This window comes from Shewanella sp. BJSY2023SW005, assembly GCF_047314585.1.
Taxonomy (GTDB): domain Bacteria; phylum Pseudomonadota; class Gammaproteobacteria; order Enterobacterales; family Shewanellaceae; genus Shewanella; species Shewanella algae.
Map to the genome: position 1 here is coordinate 63,020 of NZ_JBKORJ010000037.1, position 18,726 is coordinate 81,745.

At 51.2% G+C, this 18,726-nt stretch carries 12 protein-coding genes; 10 read left to right on the forward strand and 2 right to left on the reverse strand.

What is annotated here, in order from left to right:
• Window positions 1-9 precede the first annotated feature (9 nt).
• From ACMHXI_RS11485 to brxL, 5 genes are all read left to right on the forward strand, one after another.
• Complete coding sequence (locus tag ACMHXI_RS11485) at window positions 10-1,608, forward strand: hypothetical protein (protein WP_208184385.1); 1,599 nt, start codon at window positions 10-12, stop codon at window positions 1,606-1,608.
• Window positions 1,608-2,753 (forward strand): hypothetical protein, encoded by a 1,146-nt coding sequence (locus ACMHXI_RS11490; RefSeq protein WP_208184384.1) that lies wholly within the window; start codon window positions 1,608-1,610, stop codon window positions 2,751-2,753. Before ACMHXI_RS11485 ends, ACMHXI_RS11490 begins: the two co-directional genes overlap by 1 nt.
• Before the next feature lie 62 nt (window positions 2,754-2,815).
• On the forward strand, window positions 2,816-6,508 hold the full coding sequence (gene pglX / locus ACMHXI_RS11495) for a BREX-1 system adenine-specific DNA-methyltransferase PglX (RefSeq protein ID WP_413734966.1): 3,693 nt from the start codon (window positions 2,816-2,818) through the stop codon (window positions 6,506-6,508).
• A gap of 95 nt (window positions 6,509-6,603) precedes the next feature.
• Window positions 6,604-9,270 (forward strand): BREX-1 system phosphatase PglZ type A, encoded by a 2,667-nt coding sequence (pglZ, locus tag ACMHXI_RS11500; RefSeq protein WP_413734968.1) that lies wholly within the window; start codon window positions 6,604-6,606, stop codon window positions 9,268-9,270.
• A gap of 122 nt (window positions 9,271-9,392) precedes the next feature.
• Window positions 9,393-11,633 (forward strand): protease Lon-related BREX system protein BrxL, encoded by a 2,241-nt coding sequence (gene brxL / locus ACMHXI_RS11505; RefSeq protein ID WP_413734970.1) that lies wholly within the window; start codon window positions 9,393-9,395, stop codon window positions 11,631-11,633.
• Window positions 11,634-12,030: 397 nt separating this feature from the next.
• On the opposite strand, the gene ACMHXI_RS11510 is transcribed toward brxL, so the two are convergent.
• Window positions 12,031-13,146 carry a multidrug effflux MFS transporter gene (locus tag ACMHXI_RS11510; RefSeq protein WP_117200220.1) on the reverse strand — a complete coding sequence of 372 codons (1,116 nt, stop codon included), beginning with the start codon at window positions 13,144-13,146 and terminating at the stop codon, window positions 12,031-12,033.
• A gap of 148 nt (window positions 13,147-13,294) precedes the next feature.
• Between ACMHXI_RS11510 and ACMHXI_RS11515 the strand changes: the two genes are divergently transcribed.
• From ACMHXI_RS11515 to ACMHXI_RS11535, 5 genes are all read left to right on the forward strand, one after another.
• The gene (locus ACMHXI_RS11515; RefSeq protein ID WP_117200219.1) at window positions 13,295-14,071 is read left to right on the forward strand and encodes an AraC family transcriptional regulator; all 777 of its coding nucleotides are present in this window, start codon (window positions 13,295-13,297) and stop codon (window positions 14,069-14,071) included.
• Window positions 14,072-14,336: 265 nt separating this feature from the next.
• Window positions 14,337-14,594: a YjhX family toxin gene (locus tag ACMHXI_RS11520; protein WP_117200218.1), complete on the forward strand. Its 258-nt coding sequence runs from the start codon at window positions 14,337-14,339 to the stop codon at window positions 14,592-14,594.
• A 10-nt stretch (window positions 14,595-14,604) separates the two neighbouring features.
• A complete protein-coding gene (locus ACMHXI_RS11525) occupies window positions 14,605-14,805 on the forward strand; it encodes an SAM-dependent methyltransferase (RefSeq protein ID WP_413734973.1) in 201 nt (66 codons plus the stop codon).
• Window positions 14,790-15,323, forward strand: coding sequence for an SAM-dependent methyltransferase (locus ACMHXI_RS11530; RefSeq protein ID WP_413734974.1), 534 nt, complete (start codon window positions 14,790-14,792; stop codon window positions 15,321-15,323). The genes ACMHXI_RS11525 and ACMHXI_RS11530 overlap by 16 nt, the downstream gene beginning before the upstream one ends.
• 23 nt (window positions 15,324-15,346) lie before the next feature.
• Window positions 15,347-16,189, forward strand: a complete 843-nt coding sequence (locus ACMHXI_RS11535) for a class I SAM-dependent methyltransferase (RefSeq protein WP_413734976.1) — start codon at window positions 15,347-15,349, stop codon at window positions 16,187-16,189.
• Between the two features lie 79 nt (window positions 16,190-16,268).
• Here the strand turns inward: ACMHXI_RS11535 and ACMHXI_RS11540 are convergent, their stop codons facing one another.
• Window positions 16,269-18,599 carry a zinc/cadmium/mercury/lead-transporting ATPase gene (locus ACMHXI_RS11540; RefSeq protein ID WP_413734978.1) on the reverse strand — a complete coding sequence of 777 codons (2,331 nt, stop codon included), beginning with the start codon at window positions 18,597-18,599 and terminating at the stop codon, window positions 16,269-16,271.
• Between the last annotated feature and the right edge of the window lie 127 nt (window positions 18,600-18,726).

Consider the following 18,726-nt stretch of genomic DNA (forward strand, 5'->3'; position numbering starts at 1 on the left):
GAACGACACATGAAGCAGACTCAACAAGTTACTCAAACCAAAGCCGCATTGAAGGAACAGCGATTAAGCGAGCTTATGGCTAGCTGCCAACAACAAGTACTTCAGCAGCTTATCGGTCCCTTTGGGTTAACTCCGGCGATGTTCGATGATAAAACCGGTGGCAACGTGACTACTTTGCATAATTTTGAACAAGGGATCACGGCAACTGAGCAAGATAGGGCTAAATTTGATGAGCTAACTGAAAAGCGGTCAGAAAATTTTGATAGAGATGCCTACGATAGAGATCTTCCCGCTAAACGTAAGGAAATGTTCAAGCAAGAGGACGCTCCGGTCAGTGCCTACACCGGCAAGGAGTTAACAAGGGATGGTCAAACTCACTTGGATCACGTTCGTGCTGCCAAAACCATTGAAATGGACTCTGGTGCCAACTTGTTTATGACGAAAGAGCAGCGGGTTGAAATGGCCAATCAAGATGCGAACCTTGTAGCCGCTGAGGGGCGAATCAATCAGTCAATGCAAGATAAGGATAAGCGTGAATGGGCAGCACAGGAACGCAAAGCCGATAAGGGTAAAACTAACGCCGAATCCTTTGGAATTGACAAAGAGGTGTTCGACGAAACTGTAAAAAACTCAGATCGCGCGATCGAGCGGGACCTACTTGCCGCGCAGATCAAAAAACAGGGCAGTGAGCTTGCCATGACTGGTGCTAAAGAAGCCGGAAAGAATGCGTTAAGGCAAGCGCTAGGGGTGCTGCTCTATGAGTTCGTCAATGGATCTTTTCTAGAATTCAAATCTTTAACATCCACATTTAGAGAGCCCGGGTTGATTGACAGACTTATTGCTGCATTTAGAAGAGTCGCGAGCAGAGTCGTGAGTAAACTGGCCAGTGCGTTGGATGCCGCGATTCAAGGAGGCGTTCAAGGCTTTGTCAGCAACCTGCTTACGTTTGTCATCAACTCAGTGGTGACAACTTCTGCCAAGGTGGTCACCATCATCCGCGAAGGCATAAAGGGACTGTGGGAGGCTATCAAAATGGTTGTCTACCCACCAGAGAACATGAGTTTTGATGAAGTCTGTCGTCAGGTAACCAAAATAATAGCCGGAGTGGTTACTATGGCTTTGGGTATGCTGTTTGAAGAGTCGATCAAAGCCTTTGTTCTCTCTGTGCCCTTGCTGGCTCCACTGGCAGATATTCTTTCCCCTGCAATTGCAGGGATATTAACAGGGGTTATTACCGCACTGATTATTTATGGTCTGGATAGCCTGTTCGACAAGCTTGCTGAAAAAGGCACGGAATTACTACAAGCCCAAGAAGCGCATCTGGATGAGCTACACAGTAATGTTTTACATATGGCTGACTTACTGGAGGCTCAATTCAAAAACTCGTCTATTTACCAGGATGTTGCAGGAACCTATCTCAATATAGAATTGTTATTGGGCGAAGTTACTGAAGATTTTTCAGTTATAAGCCAATCATACGAAAAAGAATTAACCAGCAGGAAGCAACTCTTGCAGGAACTTAGTGTAAAAAAACGTCAATACCAAGACCAGCAACAAGAGCTGGATGCGCTTATGGAAAGCATGAATATCAAGGGATGGAGTGTGTAATGGGAACGCAAGTCAACAAGTTCGTCAAATCGATGGCCAATGTAGCAATACCTGAAGACATTCTGCAAGCAGTGGATATGAAAGGATTATTGCAAGATTTTTCATCTGACTATCAGAAGTTGGATGACATCAAGTCGGCCAGGGCCCGACATGAAAGTCGAAATTTTTTAAGCCGTTGGTGGAATAAAAGCGAGCTGGAAAATGCAAAACTTGATGCTGTCGAGTTGCAAGCCAGCTTTTCAAAAAGGCTTGGCCAGTTGATGGTATTGAGCGTTGCTCAATCTAAGCAATTGGCTACCCAACAGGAAGACTTGGCAATCCAACAAGAGCTTATTCATGAGCAGACTCAACAGCTTGCCGAAAGCTCGGATCATATCCAACGGCAGCAGCAGGAGTTATCAGAGCAGAATGCGAAACTCGAACAACTGGTAAATGAATATTTTGAGCTGAAAGGTCTCACCCAAGAAGGTGCTAAACAGCTGATTCATATAGCCAATGAGGTCAAGCATACCAAAGATGAGCTGCTGTCCAGTGTGGACCAGCAAATTATTGAGATACACCAATCACATCGATTGTTACAGCAGGAGCATGCGCAAAGCGTTGAGAAAATGTTGTTAGAGCAGTCTGAGCTCAGGTCTCAGGTCGAGAGTGAGCTTGATGCCCATGAGCGTGAAGTTGCCAATGCAATGAAAATATCTCTCGATGAAATAGACCATATTAAAACAAACATCTATCAGTCTATGGCTGCTACGGAGGCCCAACTCCAGCAAGCACTTCAACAGGCCGAGCTCAGACAGCAGAGCGCTTTAGCTGAGCATGACACACGTTGGCAAGTGGCAATGATTCAGCAGCAAACGGATTGGACCCAGGCGCTGGATGTACAGCAAGCGGCCTTGAGTTCCCTGTCTGCCTCAACCACTCAGCAACATCAGCAACTCGTAAAAACAGCGGATGCTCACCAGGAGCAATTGCAAGCCTATACAGAAGCACTTGCGCAACTGCGTAGCGATATGGAGCGCAATGAAGCAGGCTGGCAAAAACGTGCCCGTAGCTGGCTGATTTCCACGGTTGCAGCAAGCACACTCTTCATCTCGGCATTGGCATACCTGGCAGCGCGGTTACACATGCAGCAGGCGTTATTCTGATTTTTGCCATCAGCTGATAGCGCGTTTGCACTAGACACAACGAAGCATTTCCCGGATCAATTATGAACACCAACAACCTTAAAAAAGTCGCACCCCGTGCCCGCAGTGCTTTTATCCGAGCCATTCGCGCCCGTGCTGCCGAGTTTGGCCTAAGCGCCACCAGCATCACCCCACCAAACGTCAGTGGTGATGTACTCCAGGTAGCAGGATATACCCATCCTGCCCACTACAGCGCACCGCTCAAGCACCTAACCCAACGCATAGCCGATGAAGGCTTTGAGGCGCTGATAGAGCAGGTGGCTTACACCTGGTTTAATCGCTTTTGTGCCATCCGCTTTATGGAGCTGAAAAGCGACGATGCCTACCTCGAGCACGGCGTGCGTATTCTGTCTCACCCCACCCAGCCCCAGGGCTTTGAGGTGCTTGACCGCGCCACCGAGGTGATTGATTCATTAATGGCTGAGGGCATCAGCCTCGACAAATCTGAGTTACTCGAGCTCTTACTGGCCGGTAATCAGCAAGAGGCGCTGTACCGCGAATTACTGCTCGGTCAGTGCCACCGCCTGCATCAGGCGATGCCATTTTTGTTTGAAGCCATCGACGATGAAACCGAGCTGCTGCTGCCCACCGGCCTTACCCGTACCGATGCCTTCTGGCGTGAGCTGGTGGATGGTATTCCCGAGGCTGATTGGGAGCAGGTTGAGGTCATAGGTTGGCTGTATCAGTTTTACATCAGCGACAAAAAGGATGAGGTCATCGGCAAGGTGGTGAAATCCGCCGATATTCCGGCTGCCACCCAGCTGTTTACCCCCAACTGGATTGTGCAGTATCTGGTGCAAAACTCGGTTGGGCGCTATTGGCTGCAAACCTACCCAGATTCGCCGCTCGCCGCAGACATGCCCTACTATGTGGCGCCGGGGCAGCAGCCGGATGAGGTGCTGAGCGAACTTGCCCGCTTAACCCCCACCAGCATTGAGCCCGAGTCCATCACGGTACTGGATCCGGCCTGCGGCTCCGGCCACATCTTGGTGGAAGCCTATAACATCCTCTATCACATTTACGAAGAGCGCGGCTACCGCAGCCGCGATATTCCGCTGCTCATTCTCGGCCATAACCTCTATGGGCTCGACATTGACGACCGCGCCGCGCAGCTCGCCGGTTTTGCCCTGTTGATGCGCGCCCGTCAGGATGACCGCAGACTCTTTTCCCGCGAGCTTAAACTAAACATTTATGCCCTGCAGGAAAGCCGCTCGCTCAATATCAGCAAGCTGTGGCAAGCCCTTAACCTCAACGCCGACTGGAACCGAGGCCAGGTACAAGACCTGTTTGCAGCTGCGCCTCAAACCATTGCAGCCAACGATAACCGCCTACAACTGCTTACCGATTTACAGCAGCGCTTTATCGATGCCAAAACCTTAGGCTCCCTGATTGAGGTGCCAGCCGATAAGGCCGAGGCCATTGATGACCTGCTCGCTACTTTGCAGCGCTTAACAGGCAGCGGCGATACCCAGCAAAAGCCCGCCGCCCGCGCACTGCTGGGGCTGCTACATCAGGCCAGCATTCTCGCTAAACGCTATGATGCGGTCATTGCCAACCCGCCTTATATGGGCAGTAAGGGCATGAATGCTGATCTGAAAGAGTTTGCTAAAAAGCAGTTCCCAAACAGCAAATCAGACCTATTTGCGATGTTTATCGAACGCAATTTGGATCTGGCTAACAAGCGAGGTTCAGTTGCCATGATAACTATGCAAAGTTGGATGTTTCTATCCTCGTTCGAGACTTTGCGCACCGAAATTCTCCACAAATCTACAATTGTTTCCATGGCCCATTTGGGCGCAAGAGCCTTTGACAGCATTGGCGGAGAGGTCGTCTCGACAACTGCGTTTGTAATAGCCAACTCAAGAGATACTAAATTCAAAGGCTATTTTTTGAAACTTACTGATGGAAGAAGTGAAGCGGAGAAAGATACAAGCCTTAGAGAGGGACGCTCAAATCCCTTACTCGCCTCAACAGAAGATTTCAAGAAAATACCGGGCAGCCCTATCGCCTACTGGGTAAGTGATACTATTCGCCAAGTCTTTGCCCACGCTCCATTATTTGGCGAAGTCGTAAAGCCTAGAGTTGGTTTGCAAACCGGATCGAATGACACATTTATGAGGGCGTGGCACGAAGTCTCTCTAAAAGAGATTGGCTTTGGGCTCTCCTCACGTGATGAAGCAAGAGAGACAGGATTAAAGTGGTTCCCATACAACAAGGGTGGCGACTGGCGTAAATGGTACGGGAATTGTGAATATGTCGTTGACTGGAAAGATGACGGAATCCGCATCCGTAATTTTACAGATGAGAATGGCAAAGTACGATCCAGACCTCAAAATACAGAGTACTACTTCAAAGAGGGGATCACATGGGCTGACATAACGACGAACTCATTTGCCGCTAGACACGCGCCCAATGGCTTCATTTTTGACGTTAAAGGCTCTTCAGGTTTTCCAGCAAGGAGTATGCTGAAACGAGTAATCGGATTGATGAATAGCAAACTAATGCTTGGATTTATGCAAATTCTCAATCCAACTACAACGTTTCAGGTCGGTGATATGGCACGCGTTCCGTTTCAGCCCCCTGAAAATAACAAACAGAATTTAGATGCCAATGTTAAGCGGCTGATATCTCTCGGCAAAAACGACTGGGACTCCTTTGAAACATCCTGGGACTTTACCAGCATGCCGCTACTGAATCCCGACTACCGCCAGCCGTCAGTGAAAGCCACCTTCCAGAATATTCGTACACACTGGCGGAAGATGACGCTAGAGATGCAGCGGCTGGAGCAAGAAAACAACCGTATCTTCATCGAAGCATACGGCCTGCAGGATGAACTGACGCCCGAGGTACCGTTAAGCGAAATCACCCTGACCTGCAACCCGCACTACCGCTATGGCGGCAACCTTACCGACGAAGAGCGCGAGGCGCGCTTGCAGTCGGACACCATTGCGGAACTCATCTCCTACGCCATTGGCTGCATGATGGGTCGCTATTCGCTGGACCGCGAAGGCCTGGTGTACGCCCATGCCGGTAACGAAGGTTTTAAGGCACTGGTGGATAAGGGCGCCTATTCGACTTTCTCCGCCGACGACGATGGCATCTTGCCCTTAACCTCTGAGAACTGGTTTGAAGATGATGTGGCGGCGCGCATCGAAGAGTTTGTCGCGACCGTCTGGGGCAAGGCGCAGCTGGAGGAGAACCTTAACTTTATCGCCGACAGCCTCTGCCTGTATGCCATCAAACCGGTTAAAAAAGGCGGCGAGACTGCCCGCGAGACTATTCGCCGTTATCTCTCGAGCCAGTTCTATAAAGATCATCTTAAAACCTACAAGAAGCGGCCGATTTATTGGCTGTTCAGCTCCGGCAAGGAAAAGGCCTTCGAGTGCCTGGTGTACCTGCACCGTTATAATGAGTCCACCCTGCCACGGATGCGCACCGAGTATGTGACGCCGCTGCTGGGCCAGATGGCGAGCCGCATCGAGCGTAAGCGTATGGAGCAAACTGAGGCCAGCACTGCCGATGCCAAACGTTTGGGGAAAGAAATCGACAAGCTGACCAAGCAGCTAAGTGAACTGCGCGCCTTTGATGATGAACTCAAGCACCACGCAGATATGCGTATACAACTGGATTTGGATGATGGCGTAAAGGTGAACTATGGCAAGTTCGGTAGCCTGCTCAGTGACGTTAAGGCTATCACAGGCGGTAAAGGCGACTGACAGCGCGATATATCTGCATCTATGTGATAATTGGATGCAACGGGAATAACGAACTAATTATTTCGCGCTGCTACTTTTAGATTTTTTGGGCCATTATGGACATTTCTCAGTTAGAACAGGGTCTTAACAAAAAATTCTCCGAAAGCCGGATTGTATTTTGGCATGACCCGGATCAAAGCTTTACCCATGTGGTGCCACAACTGTCGTTGTGGCATCAGGATAAACCTGTATGCATACTCAATATGGCCAATGAGTCGCAACTTGAGGTGCGCTGCCGCATTGATTTGCACGAACCAGCGCAGGCATTTTTGCTGTACTGGCCAAGCGCCGAGCCGATAGCGGCGCAGGACTGGCTGCTGGATATGCGCTGTTACAGCGAAACTTTTTATGCTGATGCTGCCTCCATCATCCTCAACGAACTTGGGCTGCATGATATGTCGCTGCGTGAGCACATTGCGGCGCGGCAAGGCTTTTTTGCCAGCCAGGAGAGGCTGAAAACCCTCAAAGCCCGCATTGATGGCCGCAGTGGCCAGGAAACGGCGCTGACACTGGACATGAAAATCATCAGTGTACTGCTGGGTAGCAAAGCAAATTATCCCGACATGCTGATGACGCTGGGCAGCCTGATGGTGGATGAGGATGACAGCGCCATTCAAAAAGAGCTGGCACTGCTTGAAAAGCATGGGGTGCTAACCAGCTTTTGGGCACTGATGGCGGAGCAGTTTGATTACCTGCTGCCCGAAAGCGATAGCCATTCTAATCAGAACGGCAATGGTCACAACGGCAATGGCGACGATGCACCTAAGCCGACCCTTAACGATTTGCTGCGCCGCATGATGGTGAGCGAGTGTTATGAACTGATGGATGGTGCCAGACCCCAGTGGATGAAGGGGCAACTGCTGGCAAATCCATCGGGGCGCGTCAATGCTATGCATCTACTGGGCCTGTGGCGGGACTCAAGCCGTTACAGCGAAGACTATCGGGTACTTTCAGCCCGTATTTCAAGCCAGCTTGAGCTTGATAATCGCTTACGTGAGCTGGAGCCACAGCAGTTACTGGCAGTGGAAACCTTTGAAACAATAGAGCAGATGATCATTCGTGTGCTGGTTAATGATCTGCAGGCAGGCAGACTGGCATTCTCACGCGCTGATTTTGCCATGTTGCTATCACGTCGTCGGCAGATGTACTGGGCACGTACTACCTCCAAATATAATCATTTATATCTGGCACTAAACCATGCTGAACAGCTCTTTGAGCTGCGTAAGTGTTTCCCCGATGGATTCCACTACTCCACAGCACAGGCCATGTATCTGGCCTACGAAAAAGAACTGTATCAGTTTGACGCCTCTTACCGTCTGTTCAATGAGGCAGTAGAAGCTTTACAGGGACAAACCGTAGAAATTCTTACCAACCTTGATTCGGCCATCGAAGACCTTTATGTAAGCTGGTATCTGTACCAATTGGGCCTCGCCTGGGATGGCTTGCTTGCCAAAGAGCACAAACTGGATAACTGGCAGTTTGGCGTACCAGGACAGGAACAGTTTTACGATCTTAACGTCAGGCCACGCCTTGCACAGAGTGGCGTGCGGCGCCAGTTTGTAATTATCAGCGATGCGCTGCGTTATGAAGTGGCTAAAGAACTGCAGACTGAGATTAATCTGGCCAAGCGTTTTTCCGCTCAGCTCAAAAGCCAGGTGAGCGTGCTGCCAAGCTATACCCAATTGGGAATGGCGGCATTACTGCCCCATAAGCAACTGGATTTTTCCACCGATGGTGCGACTGTGCTGGTGGATGGCAAAAGCAGTGCAGGTCTTGCCAACCGCAGCGCCATTCTGCAATCCGTTGGCGGATTGGCAATATCGGCCAAAGATCTGCTGAGTTGGACTCGAGCACAGGCCAATGAGGTCGTTGATGATGCGACCGTTATTTACATCTACCATGATGTGATTGATGCCTACGGCGATAAAGCGGCTACAGAACACCAAACCTTTGTTGCGGCTCGTAAAGCAATTCAAGAGCTTCACACACTCATCAACAAAGTCATCAACGGCTTTGGGGTAACTAAGGTACTGGTCACCGCCGACCATGGATTTTTATTCCAGCAGGCTAATCCCGATCTTGGGGTGAAATCGAGTCTTTTACACGAACCTTCCGGGACTGTGATTGCTAAAAAGCGTTATTTGCTCGGCCGTAACTTGCCTGAAAATAACGAGGTATGGCATGGCCACCTGGCTCAAATACTCGGAGGAACAACCGACATGGAATGCTGGCTACCCAAAGGCGTTAGTCGATTCCATTTTGTGGGCGGAGCCCGTTTTGTGCATGGCGGCGCTATGCTGCAGGAGATTTGCGTTCCCATACTTGAAGTACAAGAGCTTCGCGGGAAAAAACAGCAGCTAAATGAGAAGCAAAAAGTCGGCGTGGTGCCTGCTCACCAACCTATCAAGCTGGTTAATGTCATTGATAAAATTCGTTTTTTGCAAACAGATGCAGTGGGCGATAAGTTTAAGGGACGTAGTGTACGTTTCTGCATATTGGATGATGCGGGTCAAAGTGTATCTGCAATTGAGCGGGCGACTTTTGAATCCTCCTCCAATAGCCTTGATGAACGGGCGCAAGACATCCGGCTTAAACTCACGGCCGAGCAGTATGACCGCAAGGCACACTATCAACTGGTCCTGACCGATGACGAAGAAGGCATAGAACTTACCCGTTATCCGGTCACCATTGATTTGGCCTTTAATAATGACTTTGGTTTTTAATCAGCTAGTGACGGCTGCACGGTAGTGGTGCACGAACCACTGTTTTAATTAGCTAACTAAAAAATGAATAACAATGGCAATGTCCTGTAAAATGGACCTTGCAAGCCGACAGGGTGAATTTCATGTCTACTAATGATCATCAACATGACAGCGGCGAGTTCTTGGGCAAAGCCGAATCAAAGGAACCAACATCTGTAACCCAAGTGACCAACAATGTCGTTATCCAGCAGATGGATGTATATACAGGCGCAGTACCATGCACTGAGTCTGTACAACATGATGAAAATCCTGCACTTCCACCAGCCAAAACCAGCAGTGACGAAATTGCCGAGCTTAACGCCGCCGATTTGGATGCCCGCCTTAACCGCTTCTTTAAGGGCAAAGTGGTTCGTAAAGACCTGACCAAACAACTTAAAGAAGGCGCCAACGTGCCTGTATACGTGCTCGAGTATCTGCTCGGCATGTACTGCGCTTCGGACGATTCCGAGGTAGTACGTGAGGGCATGGAAAACGTTAAAAAAGTGCTGGCCGAAAACTATGTGCGCCCCGATGAAGCCGAAAAGGTGAAATCGCTTATTCGAGAACGCGGTAGTTTTAAGGTAATTGATAAGGTTGGCGTACGTTTGAACCAGAAGAAAGATGTCTATGAGGCTGAACTTTCCAACCTGGGGATTAAAGACGCCATTATTCCGCCAAGTATCGTTAAGCAGAACGAAAAGCTACTGACTGGTGGTATTTGGTGCATCGTGACCCTGAATTACTTTTTTGAAGAGGGTCAGAAAATTTCGCCATTTTCGGTGGCAAACCTCAAGCCTATCCAGATGCCATCTATGGACATGGATGAGCTGTTTAGCGCCCGTGCGGAGTTTTCAACCGATCAGTGGATGGATGTGCTGCTGCGCTCTGTGGGGATGGAACCTACCAACCTTGAACACCGCACCAAGTGGCACCTGCTGACACGGATGATCCCGTTTGTTGAAAACAACTACAACGTCTGCGAACTTGGCCCACGGGGCACAGGTAAGAGCCACGTATATAAAGAGTGTTCGCCAAACTCGCTACTCGTATCCGGCGGCCAAACTACGGTTGCCAACTTGTTTTACAACATGAGTTCGCGCCAGGTAGGGCTGGTGGGCATGTGGGATGTGGTAGCCTTTGACGAAGTAGCCGGCATTAACTTTAAAGACAAAGATGGCGTGCAGATCATGAAGGATTACATGGCGTCTGGCTCTTTCGCCCGTGGCCGTGATTCCATCGAAGCCAAAGCGTCCATGGTGTTCGTAGGTAACATTAACCAGAGCGTCGAAACCTTGGTGAAGACCAGCCATCTGTTGGCACCGTTCCCAGATGCCATGATAGACACTGCCTTTTTTGACCGCTTCCATGCCTATATTCCCGGCTGGGAAATTCCTAAAATGCGGCCGGAATTTTTTACCAATAGTTACGGCCTCATTACAGACTATCTAGCTGAATACATGCGCGAGATGCGCAAGCGTAGTTTTGCCGATGCCATTGACCGTTACTTTAAGCTGGGCAATAACCTCAATCAGCGTGATGTAATTGCGGTCAGGAGAACAGCATCTGGCCTGCTAAAGCTGCTGCATCCAGATGCCAAGTACACCAAAGAAGATGTTAGAGCCTGTCTGACCTATGCGCTGGAAACTCGCCGCCGGGTAAAAGAGCAGTTGAAAAAGCTTGGTGGCATGGAATTCTTTGATGTGCATTTCAGTTACTTGGATAATGAAACCTTCGAAGAGTTCTTCGTCAATGTACCTGAGCAAGGCGGTAGTAAACTGATCCCTGAAGGGTTAGGCAAGCCTGGGGTGGTACATATGGTAACCAAGGGCACCGCCGGCCAGTTAGGCTTGTATCGCTTTGAAACCCAGATGACACCAGGAAATGGTAAGCACTCTACTTCGGGTCTTGGTTCCAACACGCCAGCCAAAGAAGCTATTCGGGTAGGTTTTGATTACTTCAAGGGCAACCTCAACCGTGTAAGTGCCAGCGCCAAATTCTCTGACCATGAATACCACTTGCATGTAGTTGAACTACACAACTCTGGCCCCAGCACGAAGACCAGCCTGGCGGCGCTTATTGCCTTTTGCTCGATCTTGCTAGGTAAACCTCTGCAGGAGCAGATGGTGGCCTTGGGGGATATGACATTGGGTGGAGTGGTGAATCCGGTGGAAGACTTAGCAGGCTCGCTGCAACTTGCAATGGACAGCGGCGCGAAACGAGTGCTACTGCCGATGGCTTCTGCATCAGATATCCCAACTGTGCCAGCAGAAGTGTTCTCGAAATTCCAGATCAGCTTCTATGCCGATCCGGTAGATGCTGTGTATAAAGCATTAGGTGTAAATTAAGCCGAAATTAAGAGAGTGATAACGAAGTCGCTATCACTCTCCCATATCACCATCATCCAAATGTAAGTACATCAAAGCAACGCAAGCCATCAGCAAAGTGGTTACTAAAACGGTTACAAACCCGAGCAAATAAAAACTATGCAGCCACTAAAGCACTGATATAACTTGATTACAAAGCCAAACTCCATAATCAGATCCAGAACGTGGAGTGATATTCCGCGCTGTTAAAAACGTTCAAAATTCAGCAAGCCCCATTCCAAAAAGCCCCTTCAATAAGGGGCTTTGTCATTTCTAGATCCTACCTAATAGCTGGTCGCCGCAAATGAACACTAAGACCGGAGACTGGGCCTAATAGCGCAAACTCTGCATTGAACTATAGCCAACTGCGGCAAACTCATCAGCGAACCCGGCTTACCAACAGCGCCATGCTGCCGCAGGCTAACAGTACCCATCCCAAGTGCTGCACCGCGCCTGCCAGAGCCAGGCCACTGCCGATGAGTAAGTAGTACATCAAGCCGAACAGGGCACCGGCGCTGCCGGCCTGCTGTCGGTACTGAGCCAAAGCCATGCTGAGCACATTGGGGATAGCTATTCCGAATGCCATAACCACGAGTAGCATAGGCGCCAGAAACCCGATGGAGTTCAGCGAGAGTTGTACCCCTATGGCTCCCATAAGCAGCAATAGAGCAGCGCCTTGCAGGAGTTTGCCTTGAGAGACTCCCTTGGAGATCAAGCGTTTATTACTGTAGCTGCCGACCAGTGAGCCCAGGCCAAGGATTAAGCCGCTGTAACCGAACTGTTCCGGCGTGAACCCAAGCCTGGCAAAATTGAATCCACCGAGTTGGTAGTAAGAAAACAGGGCAACGTTATAGGCAGTAACCAAGAGTGCAGATTGCCAGATTTGCCTGTCACCGAGCATACGTTTACTCAAGGCGACCAGTTGCAAATTCTGCCTGCTGGTTTGGGTTTCCGGCAACCTGATAAAACAATAGGCGAATAAACCCAAGGCCATAATAAACAAAGCCAAAAACACCGCATGATGACCACCCACCTTGACCAATTGGCCACCGGAAAACATGCCGATAACAGGGCTGATGGCAATCCCAAGTCCCATCACACTGAACACTTTCGCCAACTCTTCGCCGCTGAAGGCGTCACGCAGCATGGTTTGAGTGACGATTGAGCCGACAGCAATACCAAAAGCGCTGCTGGCTCTGGCGGCCATCAGCACCGCGAAGCTGGTTGTTGACATGGCCACCCAGGCTGCGACGCCATAGATAAAGAGTCCCAGCAACATGGTCGGGCGACGGCCGCAACTGTCGGCCACTATGCCCCACACTGCCACGCCCAAAGCGAAAGCCAAAAAATAAACCGATAGGGTTTGCGCCGCCTGAGGGTAGGACACGGCAAATGTCTGCGAAATCGCCCCCAGGGCCGGGCTGTAAATGGTTTCCACTATTTGCGGGAACATCAGTAGCGCCAGCATCAACCATAGCGAAGGTTTGGTTTTCATCTCTTATCCTTATCACAATCAAGCAAGCTGCGAACCATGCCTTGCATCCAAGCTTGATCCGCGCTTTCCAAGTCGGCGCGCAGTGTATACTCTTGATGAAATGGCACGTTAACAACATAAAGATAAGAAACATCAAAATAGGGACATCATGGCGATTATTGAGCAGGAAACTGAGTTCGATGCGGATACCTTTCCAGCCAGTGTTATCGGCATAGCGGCCGATGTTGGCCAGCACGATTCGGGCATGCACCAACACCATAAAGGGCAACTGCTTTATGCCCCCCACGGCTGCATGAGCTTTGCATTGGAGAATGCCATCTGCATCTTGCCACCCACCAAAGCCGTGTGGATCCCGCCCGGTATTTCGCACCGCGCGGTAATGACCAATGTGGTGGCCTATCGCTCTTTGTATTTTGATTGTGCCAGGTTCAACACTCCGGCTGAGCTTCGCATGATAGAAGTCAACGCCCTCTTGAAAGCCTTGATAGACAAAATGGCACTGTGGCCTTGGGACACGCCGGAGCAGAATATGGCCAATAGCAGTGCGTTATTTTGGGAAGAGTTTTATGCCGCCAAGAAACATTCATTTCAGCTGCCACTGCCACGGGATCGCAGGTTTCGCCGATTCCGCCAGCAGCTTATCAAGGAAGAGTTTCTCGCGCCTGATATAGGCCGACTTGCCGGCAGTGTCGGCGCCAGCACCAAGACAGTCACCCGGTTATTCAAGGCTGAAACCGGTATGACTTATCAGCAATGGCGCCAACAGTGGCGCCTTTTGAAGGCCATCGAACTCCTATCCGGCGCCAGATCTGTCAGTGAAGTGGCCCACAATCTGGCGTTTTCTTCCGACAGCGCCTTCATTGCGTTTTTTAAAAAGCAGACGGGCCAAACGCCTTTGAGCTTTATTCACAGTCCAATCAACTGAAAACAAGAGTCAAATGCACAAACAACAGCCTAAAATCACAGTTCCCCAACCGGCTGATTTACATCTAACATCCTTAGTGGTAAAAATTGAGCGGTAAAGCTACTTTCAACTCTCATTGAGGCATTGATGCTGGAGATTGTAATCATCAGATAATCAGTTAACTGACCTTTCAAGGCCGGTCTGATTATCAATGCGCGTAAATCAAAGGTGGACACTGACAAGTGCCCGCATGTTTTGCTCATGATGATTATCGAGTTTTTCCAGTATGAATATATCCCGTCAGGAACAACGTACCCTGCACGTCCTCGCCAAAGGCGGACGCATTTGTTATTTCCGCGACACTTCAGGTCGCGTCACAGCCGTTGAATGTTATAGCCGCGAAGGGCTTGTTCTTTGCGACTGTACCCTCGCCATTTTCAAAAAACTCAAAGTCAAAAAACTGATCAAATCTGTCAAAGGTCAGCCCTATCGCATAACCACGGCCGGCTTGCACAATGTGCGCGCCCAACTGGACAACCGTTGAGGAAAGAAAGATGAATACACTATTTTCCCGTGACTATATCAACAGCAACATGATGGGCCCCAACGCCCTGCTGCTGGCCGAAGAAGTCTGCCGGTCACTGCAATTGCAACCAGGGATGCGGGTGCTGGACTTGGCCTGTGGCACAGGCATGACCTCCATCTATCTGGCGAAGGCCTTCAACCTCGAAGTCCCGCAATGGATCTTTGGATAGCGGCCGAAGACAACCAGGCAAGATTCAAGGCTGCAGGCCTGGAAGACAGGATCACGGCAGTGAACTTTGACGTAACCCAGATGCGGCCGGGACATGCCCCATTTGCAGAAAACAGTTTCGATGCTGTCTTGTCCATCGATGCCTACCACTACTTTGGTGCCAGTTCAGCATTTTTTGACACCCACCTCGCCCCTTTCATCAAGCCGGGCGGCCAGGTCGCCATAGTGGTACCCGGGCTGAAAAAGCCTTTTCCACTGCAGCAAAGTGTTGCCCCTGAGCTGGCCCCCTGGTGGCAGCCCGGGATGAACTTTTTCACCGTCGACTGGTGGATGCAACTCTGGCAACAGAGCGCATTTTTACAGTTGGAGCTGTGCGAAGAGAGCGGGCAGTGCACCCAGGCATGGCAGGAGTGGTTGGCATGCGACAACCCTTATGCCGTACGGGATCGCGAGATGATGGCCGCCGAAAACGGCCAGTGGTTCAACTTTACCAAAATGACAGGCTGCATACACAAGTAAGCTTTAGAAAAGCAAGGAAATGTATGAATATCAATAAGCTAATCAGCCAGCATTTGCCAATAAGGCTGTTGCCGAACGAAAGCAAAATTCCCTGGAATGATGCCGATTTCAGCCAGCGAATGCTGGAAAACCACCTCTCCCAGGAGCACGATTGGGCCAGTAGAAAACTGGCGGTGATTGAGCGCCAGGTAGATTGGCTCTGCAGCCAACTGGCTCCTGGCGCAAAAGTGCTGGATCTGGGTTGTGGCCCCGGCTTTTACACTCAATTGCTGGCAAAACGCGGCTTTTGCTGCACCGGCGTCGACTTCTCACCAGCCTCTATAACCTACGCCCAACAACAAGCGCAGACGGCTGGACTGGATATCGACTATCAACTGCTGGATGTCAGAAGCTACCGGCCGACCAAGAAGTTTGACTTCATCATGATGACCTTCGGTGAGCTGAATGTTTTCAGCGCAGCGGATGCCAAGAGTTTACTCAAGGATTGTGCAAACTGGCTGATGCCGAATGGCAAACTACTTGTGGAAGTTCACAGCTTTGATGAAGTCAAACGACAGGGACAGGCAGAGCCAAGCTGGCAAAGGCATTCACAGGGCCTATTTCTCGATGCTCCCCACCTGCTACTGACGGAGCATGCTTGGGACGAGGCACTCCAAACCAGTTCCACACTGTTTTGGGTGATTGAAGAAAACGGCAAGGTGACGCGATTCGGCAGCCGGATGCAGGCTTGGCAAGATGAGGGATATCTGCAGCTGTTAAACGAGTGTGGCTTCAACAAGATTCAGCGGGTAGGCATTGCAGTGTGGCCCAGCAGCAATACCTTTGAGGGCAAGCTCTATACACTAATGGCATGCTCCAAGGCATAACCTGAGTCCGTTTGAAAGAGGAAGGTGTTAAGGTCTAAGGTACCTTCCTCTTTTTTATTGTTATCAACACCAATACATTTCAGTAGCGCTTTCTAAGCAGTCTCAAGGCGTTGGCAGTTACCAACACAGTTGCGCCCGTATCGGCCATCACCGCCAGCCAGAGGCCGGTGATCCCCAGTAAGCTGGTCACCAGAAAAATCGCCTTCAGCCCCAGCGCCAAGGCTATGTTCTGGCGGATATTGCTCAGGGTTGCCCTGGCCAAGTGGATCATTGCCGCCACCCCTCCCAACTGATTGTGGGTCAGGGCCGCATCGGCGGTTTCCAGCGCGGCATCGGTTCCGCCGCCCATGGCAATACCGATACGGGCTCGCTTCATTGCCGGGGCATCATTGATACCATCTCCCGTCATGGCAACATTGCGGCGCTCGGCCAATGCCGCCACCTCAGAAACTTTATCTTCCGGCAGCAGCCCGGCGCGCCAGTCGATGGTCAGCTCCTCGGCAATCGCCTTGGCGGTTCTTGGGTTGTCACCTGTCAGCATTACGCTGTCGATACCGAGATGGCGTAGTTTGGCTATGGCTTCGGCGGCCTCGACGCGCAGCTGATCCCTGAGGGCAATGATGGCCACAGGACGAAGTGGCTCCTGCTCGGCATCACACAGTACGACCAAGGTTTGCCCCTGCTGCTCCAGTTCTGTGACGCGTTGCAGCAACTCAGGAGCTAAGCTTGGCAACCTTGAAGGGGCCAACAGTCGCCATTTTTGCGAATCGACCCGCCCTTCAACGCCCATACCGGGTAAAGCCCGAATAGCTTCTGCGCCTGGCAGTTCCAGCTGCTGCGCTTTGGCATGATTGACTATCGCCTGTGCCAGGGGGTGATGTGAGCCCAATTCAATGGCGGCGGCCACCCTGAGCCACTTGGTCGCATCCTGCTCTGTGAGGCTCTCCACCAAGGTAACTTCAGGTTTACCTTCTGTGAGGGTACCCGTCTTATCGAAGGCGACGGTATCAACATGTGCCAGTGCTTCCAATGCCGCGCCGCCCTTAATCAAGGCTCCCTGACGGGTTGCGGCCGCCAGCGCAGAGGTTACCGCCGCCGGCGTCGAAATTACCAAGGCGCAGGGGCAACCTATCAACAACAGTGTCAAACCACGGTAGATCCATTGCTCCCAAGGCTCGGCGTACAGCAGAGGTGGCAACAGCACAGTCAACAAGGCCAGCAACATGATGGCTGGTGTGTACCAGCGACTGAACTTGTCGATGAATCTCTCTATCGGTGCTCTTTGCCCTTCGGCCTCTTCAATCAAATGCAGGATGCGGTCTATGGCGTTGCTGCCGGGCTCGGAGACAACCTTCATCTTCACCAGCCTGTCGGCTGCCAGGCAGCCGGCGGCGACCCGTTCGCCCTTAACCCTTTCTACCGGGATAGATTCTCCTGTCAGGGCACTTTCATCAAATGCCGCCGAGGCATCGAGCAGTTCGGCATCGGCCGGCAGGCGAGCTCCAGGCGCAACTTCTATGATGTCGCCCGGACGCAGCTCTGAGGCGGCCACCTCTTGCCTCTGGCCATCTTGCAACCTCAATGCCTTATCCGGCACCAATGCCATCAAGGCGCTGACTCCGGCGCGAGCGCGGCCGGCCGCAAACGATTCGAGCTGCTCACCGAGCATAAACAGGAGCAACACCATAGCCGCCTCGGCCGTTTCGCCCAGCAACAAGGCACCTATGGCGGCAACTGTCATCAGGGTTTCAATGGCAAAAGGGGTGCCGCTGCGAATAAGGGCCCAAGCCTTGCGGGCAATAGGCAGCAGCCCCCAAACTGTAGCCAGAGTGAACAGACTGGTGCTGATACTCGCAGGCGCCAGAGCCGCCAGCAGCATTAACAGTGCCAGTGACAAAGGTTGCCAGTATTTGGGTTGCCAGTATTTGCCAAGCCGGCTCGCCGGGCCGGGTTTTGGGCCTTCCTTACCTGCCTGGGCCTGCTGCTTAAGCTTAAAGCCGGCCGCATGCACAGCATCGACTATGCCTTGGGGCGAAACGCCGGGCGTCAGTTCCACCAGCAGCTTTTCGGTGGCAAATACCACCCTGGTGCTGCAAACGCCGCTCACCCTGGAAACCGCAGTTTCGACTTTACGGGCACAGCTGGCACAGTCCATACCCAGTATTTGCCACTGATGCTGCTCACCTTGAGCAAGCCTGGCAGTGTTGACTTCGGCAGCGGAGTCGGCTTGATGGGACTCATGATGATCATGGCAACAAGCCGAATGACAGCCAGAATGCTCGTTGGAATGACTGACAGCGTTACTGACTATGTGACCATCTGTACAACTTGCTGTGCAATTTGCCGGGTCCTTAGCCCCCGCCTTTACAGGCTCGGGCGTGGGTTTGGGATCACAACAGGAATGACTCATAACTGTGCCTCATGCTATGGCTCAAATGATGCCTCGGAACTCAAATGTGACTATCCGGGCCGTTTGTTATTGCCAAGGAGTGTAAAGCTTGGAGTAAGCTCCAGAGTCAAGCTTCTGTGCCAAAGTA

Excerpts from the sequence above, each read along its gene's own strand:
- pglX (WP_413734966.1), top strand. The coding sequence starts at position 2,816 with ATGAACACCAACAACCTTAAAAAAGTCGCACCCCGTGCCCGCAGTGCT.
- ACMHXI_RS11485 (WP_208184385.1), top strand. The coding sequence starts at position 10 with ATGAAGCAGACTCAACAAGTTACTCAAACCAAAGCCGCATTGAAGGAA.
- ACMHXI_RS11515 (WP_117200219.1), top strand. The coding sequence starts at position 13,295 with ATGGCGATTATTGAGCAGGAAACTGAGTTCGATGCGGATACCTTTCCA.
- brxL (WP_413734970.1), top strand. The coding sequence starts at position 9,393 with ATGTCTACTAATGATCATCAACATGACAGCGGCGAGTTCTTGGGCAAA.
- pglZ (WP_413734968.1), top strand. The coding sequence starts at position 6,604 with ATGGACATTTCTCAGTTAGAACAGGGTCTTAACAAAAAATTCTCCGAA.
- ACMHXI_RS11490 (WP_208184384.1), top strand. The coding sequence starts at position 1,608 with ATGGGAACGCAAGTCAACAAGTTCGTCAAATCGATGGCCAATGTAGCA.
- ACMHXI_RS11535 (WP_413734976.1), top strand. The coding sequence starts at position 15,347 with ATGAATATCAATAAGCTAATCAGCCAGCATTTGCCAATAAGGCTGTTG.
- ACMHXI_RS11530 (WP_413734974.1), top strand. The coding sequence starts at position 14,790 with ATGGATCTTTGGATAGCGGCCGAAGACAACCAGGCAAGATTCAAGGCT.
- ACMHXI_RS11520 (WP_117200218.1), top strand. The coding sequence starts at position 14,337 with ATGAATATATCCCGTCAGGAACAACGTACCCTGCACGTCCTCGCCAAA.
- ACMHXI_RS11525 (WP_413734973.1), top strand. The coding sequence starts at position 14,605 with ATGAATACACTATTTTCCCGTGACTATATCAACAGCAACATGATGGGC.
- ACMHXI_RS11540 (WP_413734978.1), bottom strand. The coding sequence starts at position 18,599 with ATGAGTCATTCCTGTTGTGATCCCAAACCCACGCCCGAGCCTGTAAAG.
- ACMHXI_RS11510 (WP_117200220.1), bottom strand. The coding sequence starts at position 13,146 with ATGAAAACCAAACCTTCGCTATGGTTGATGCTGGCGCTACTGATGTTC.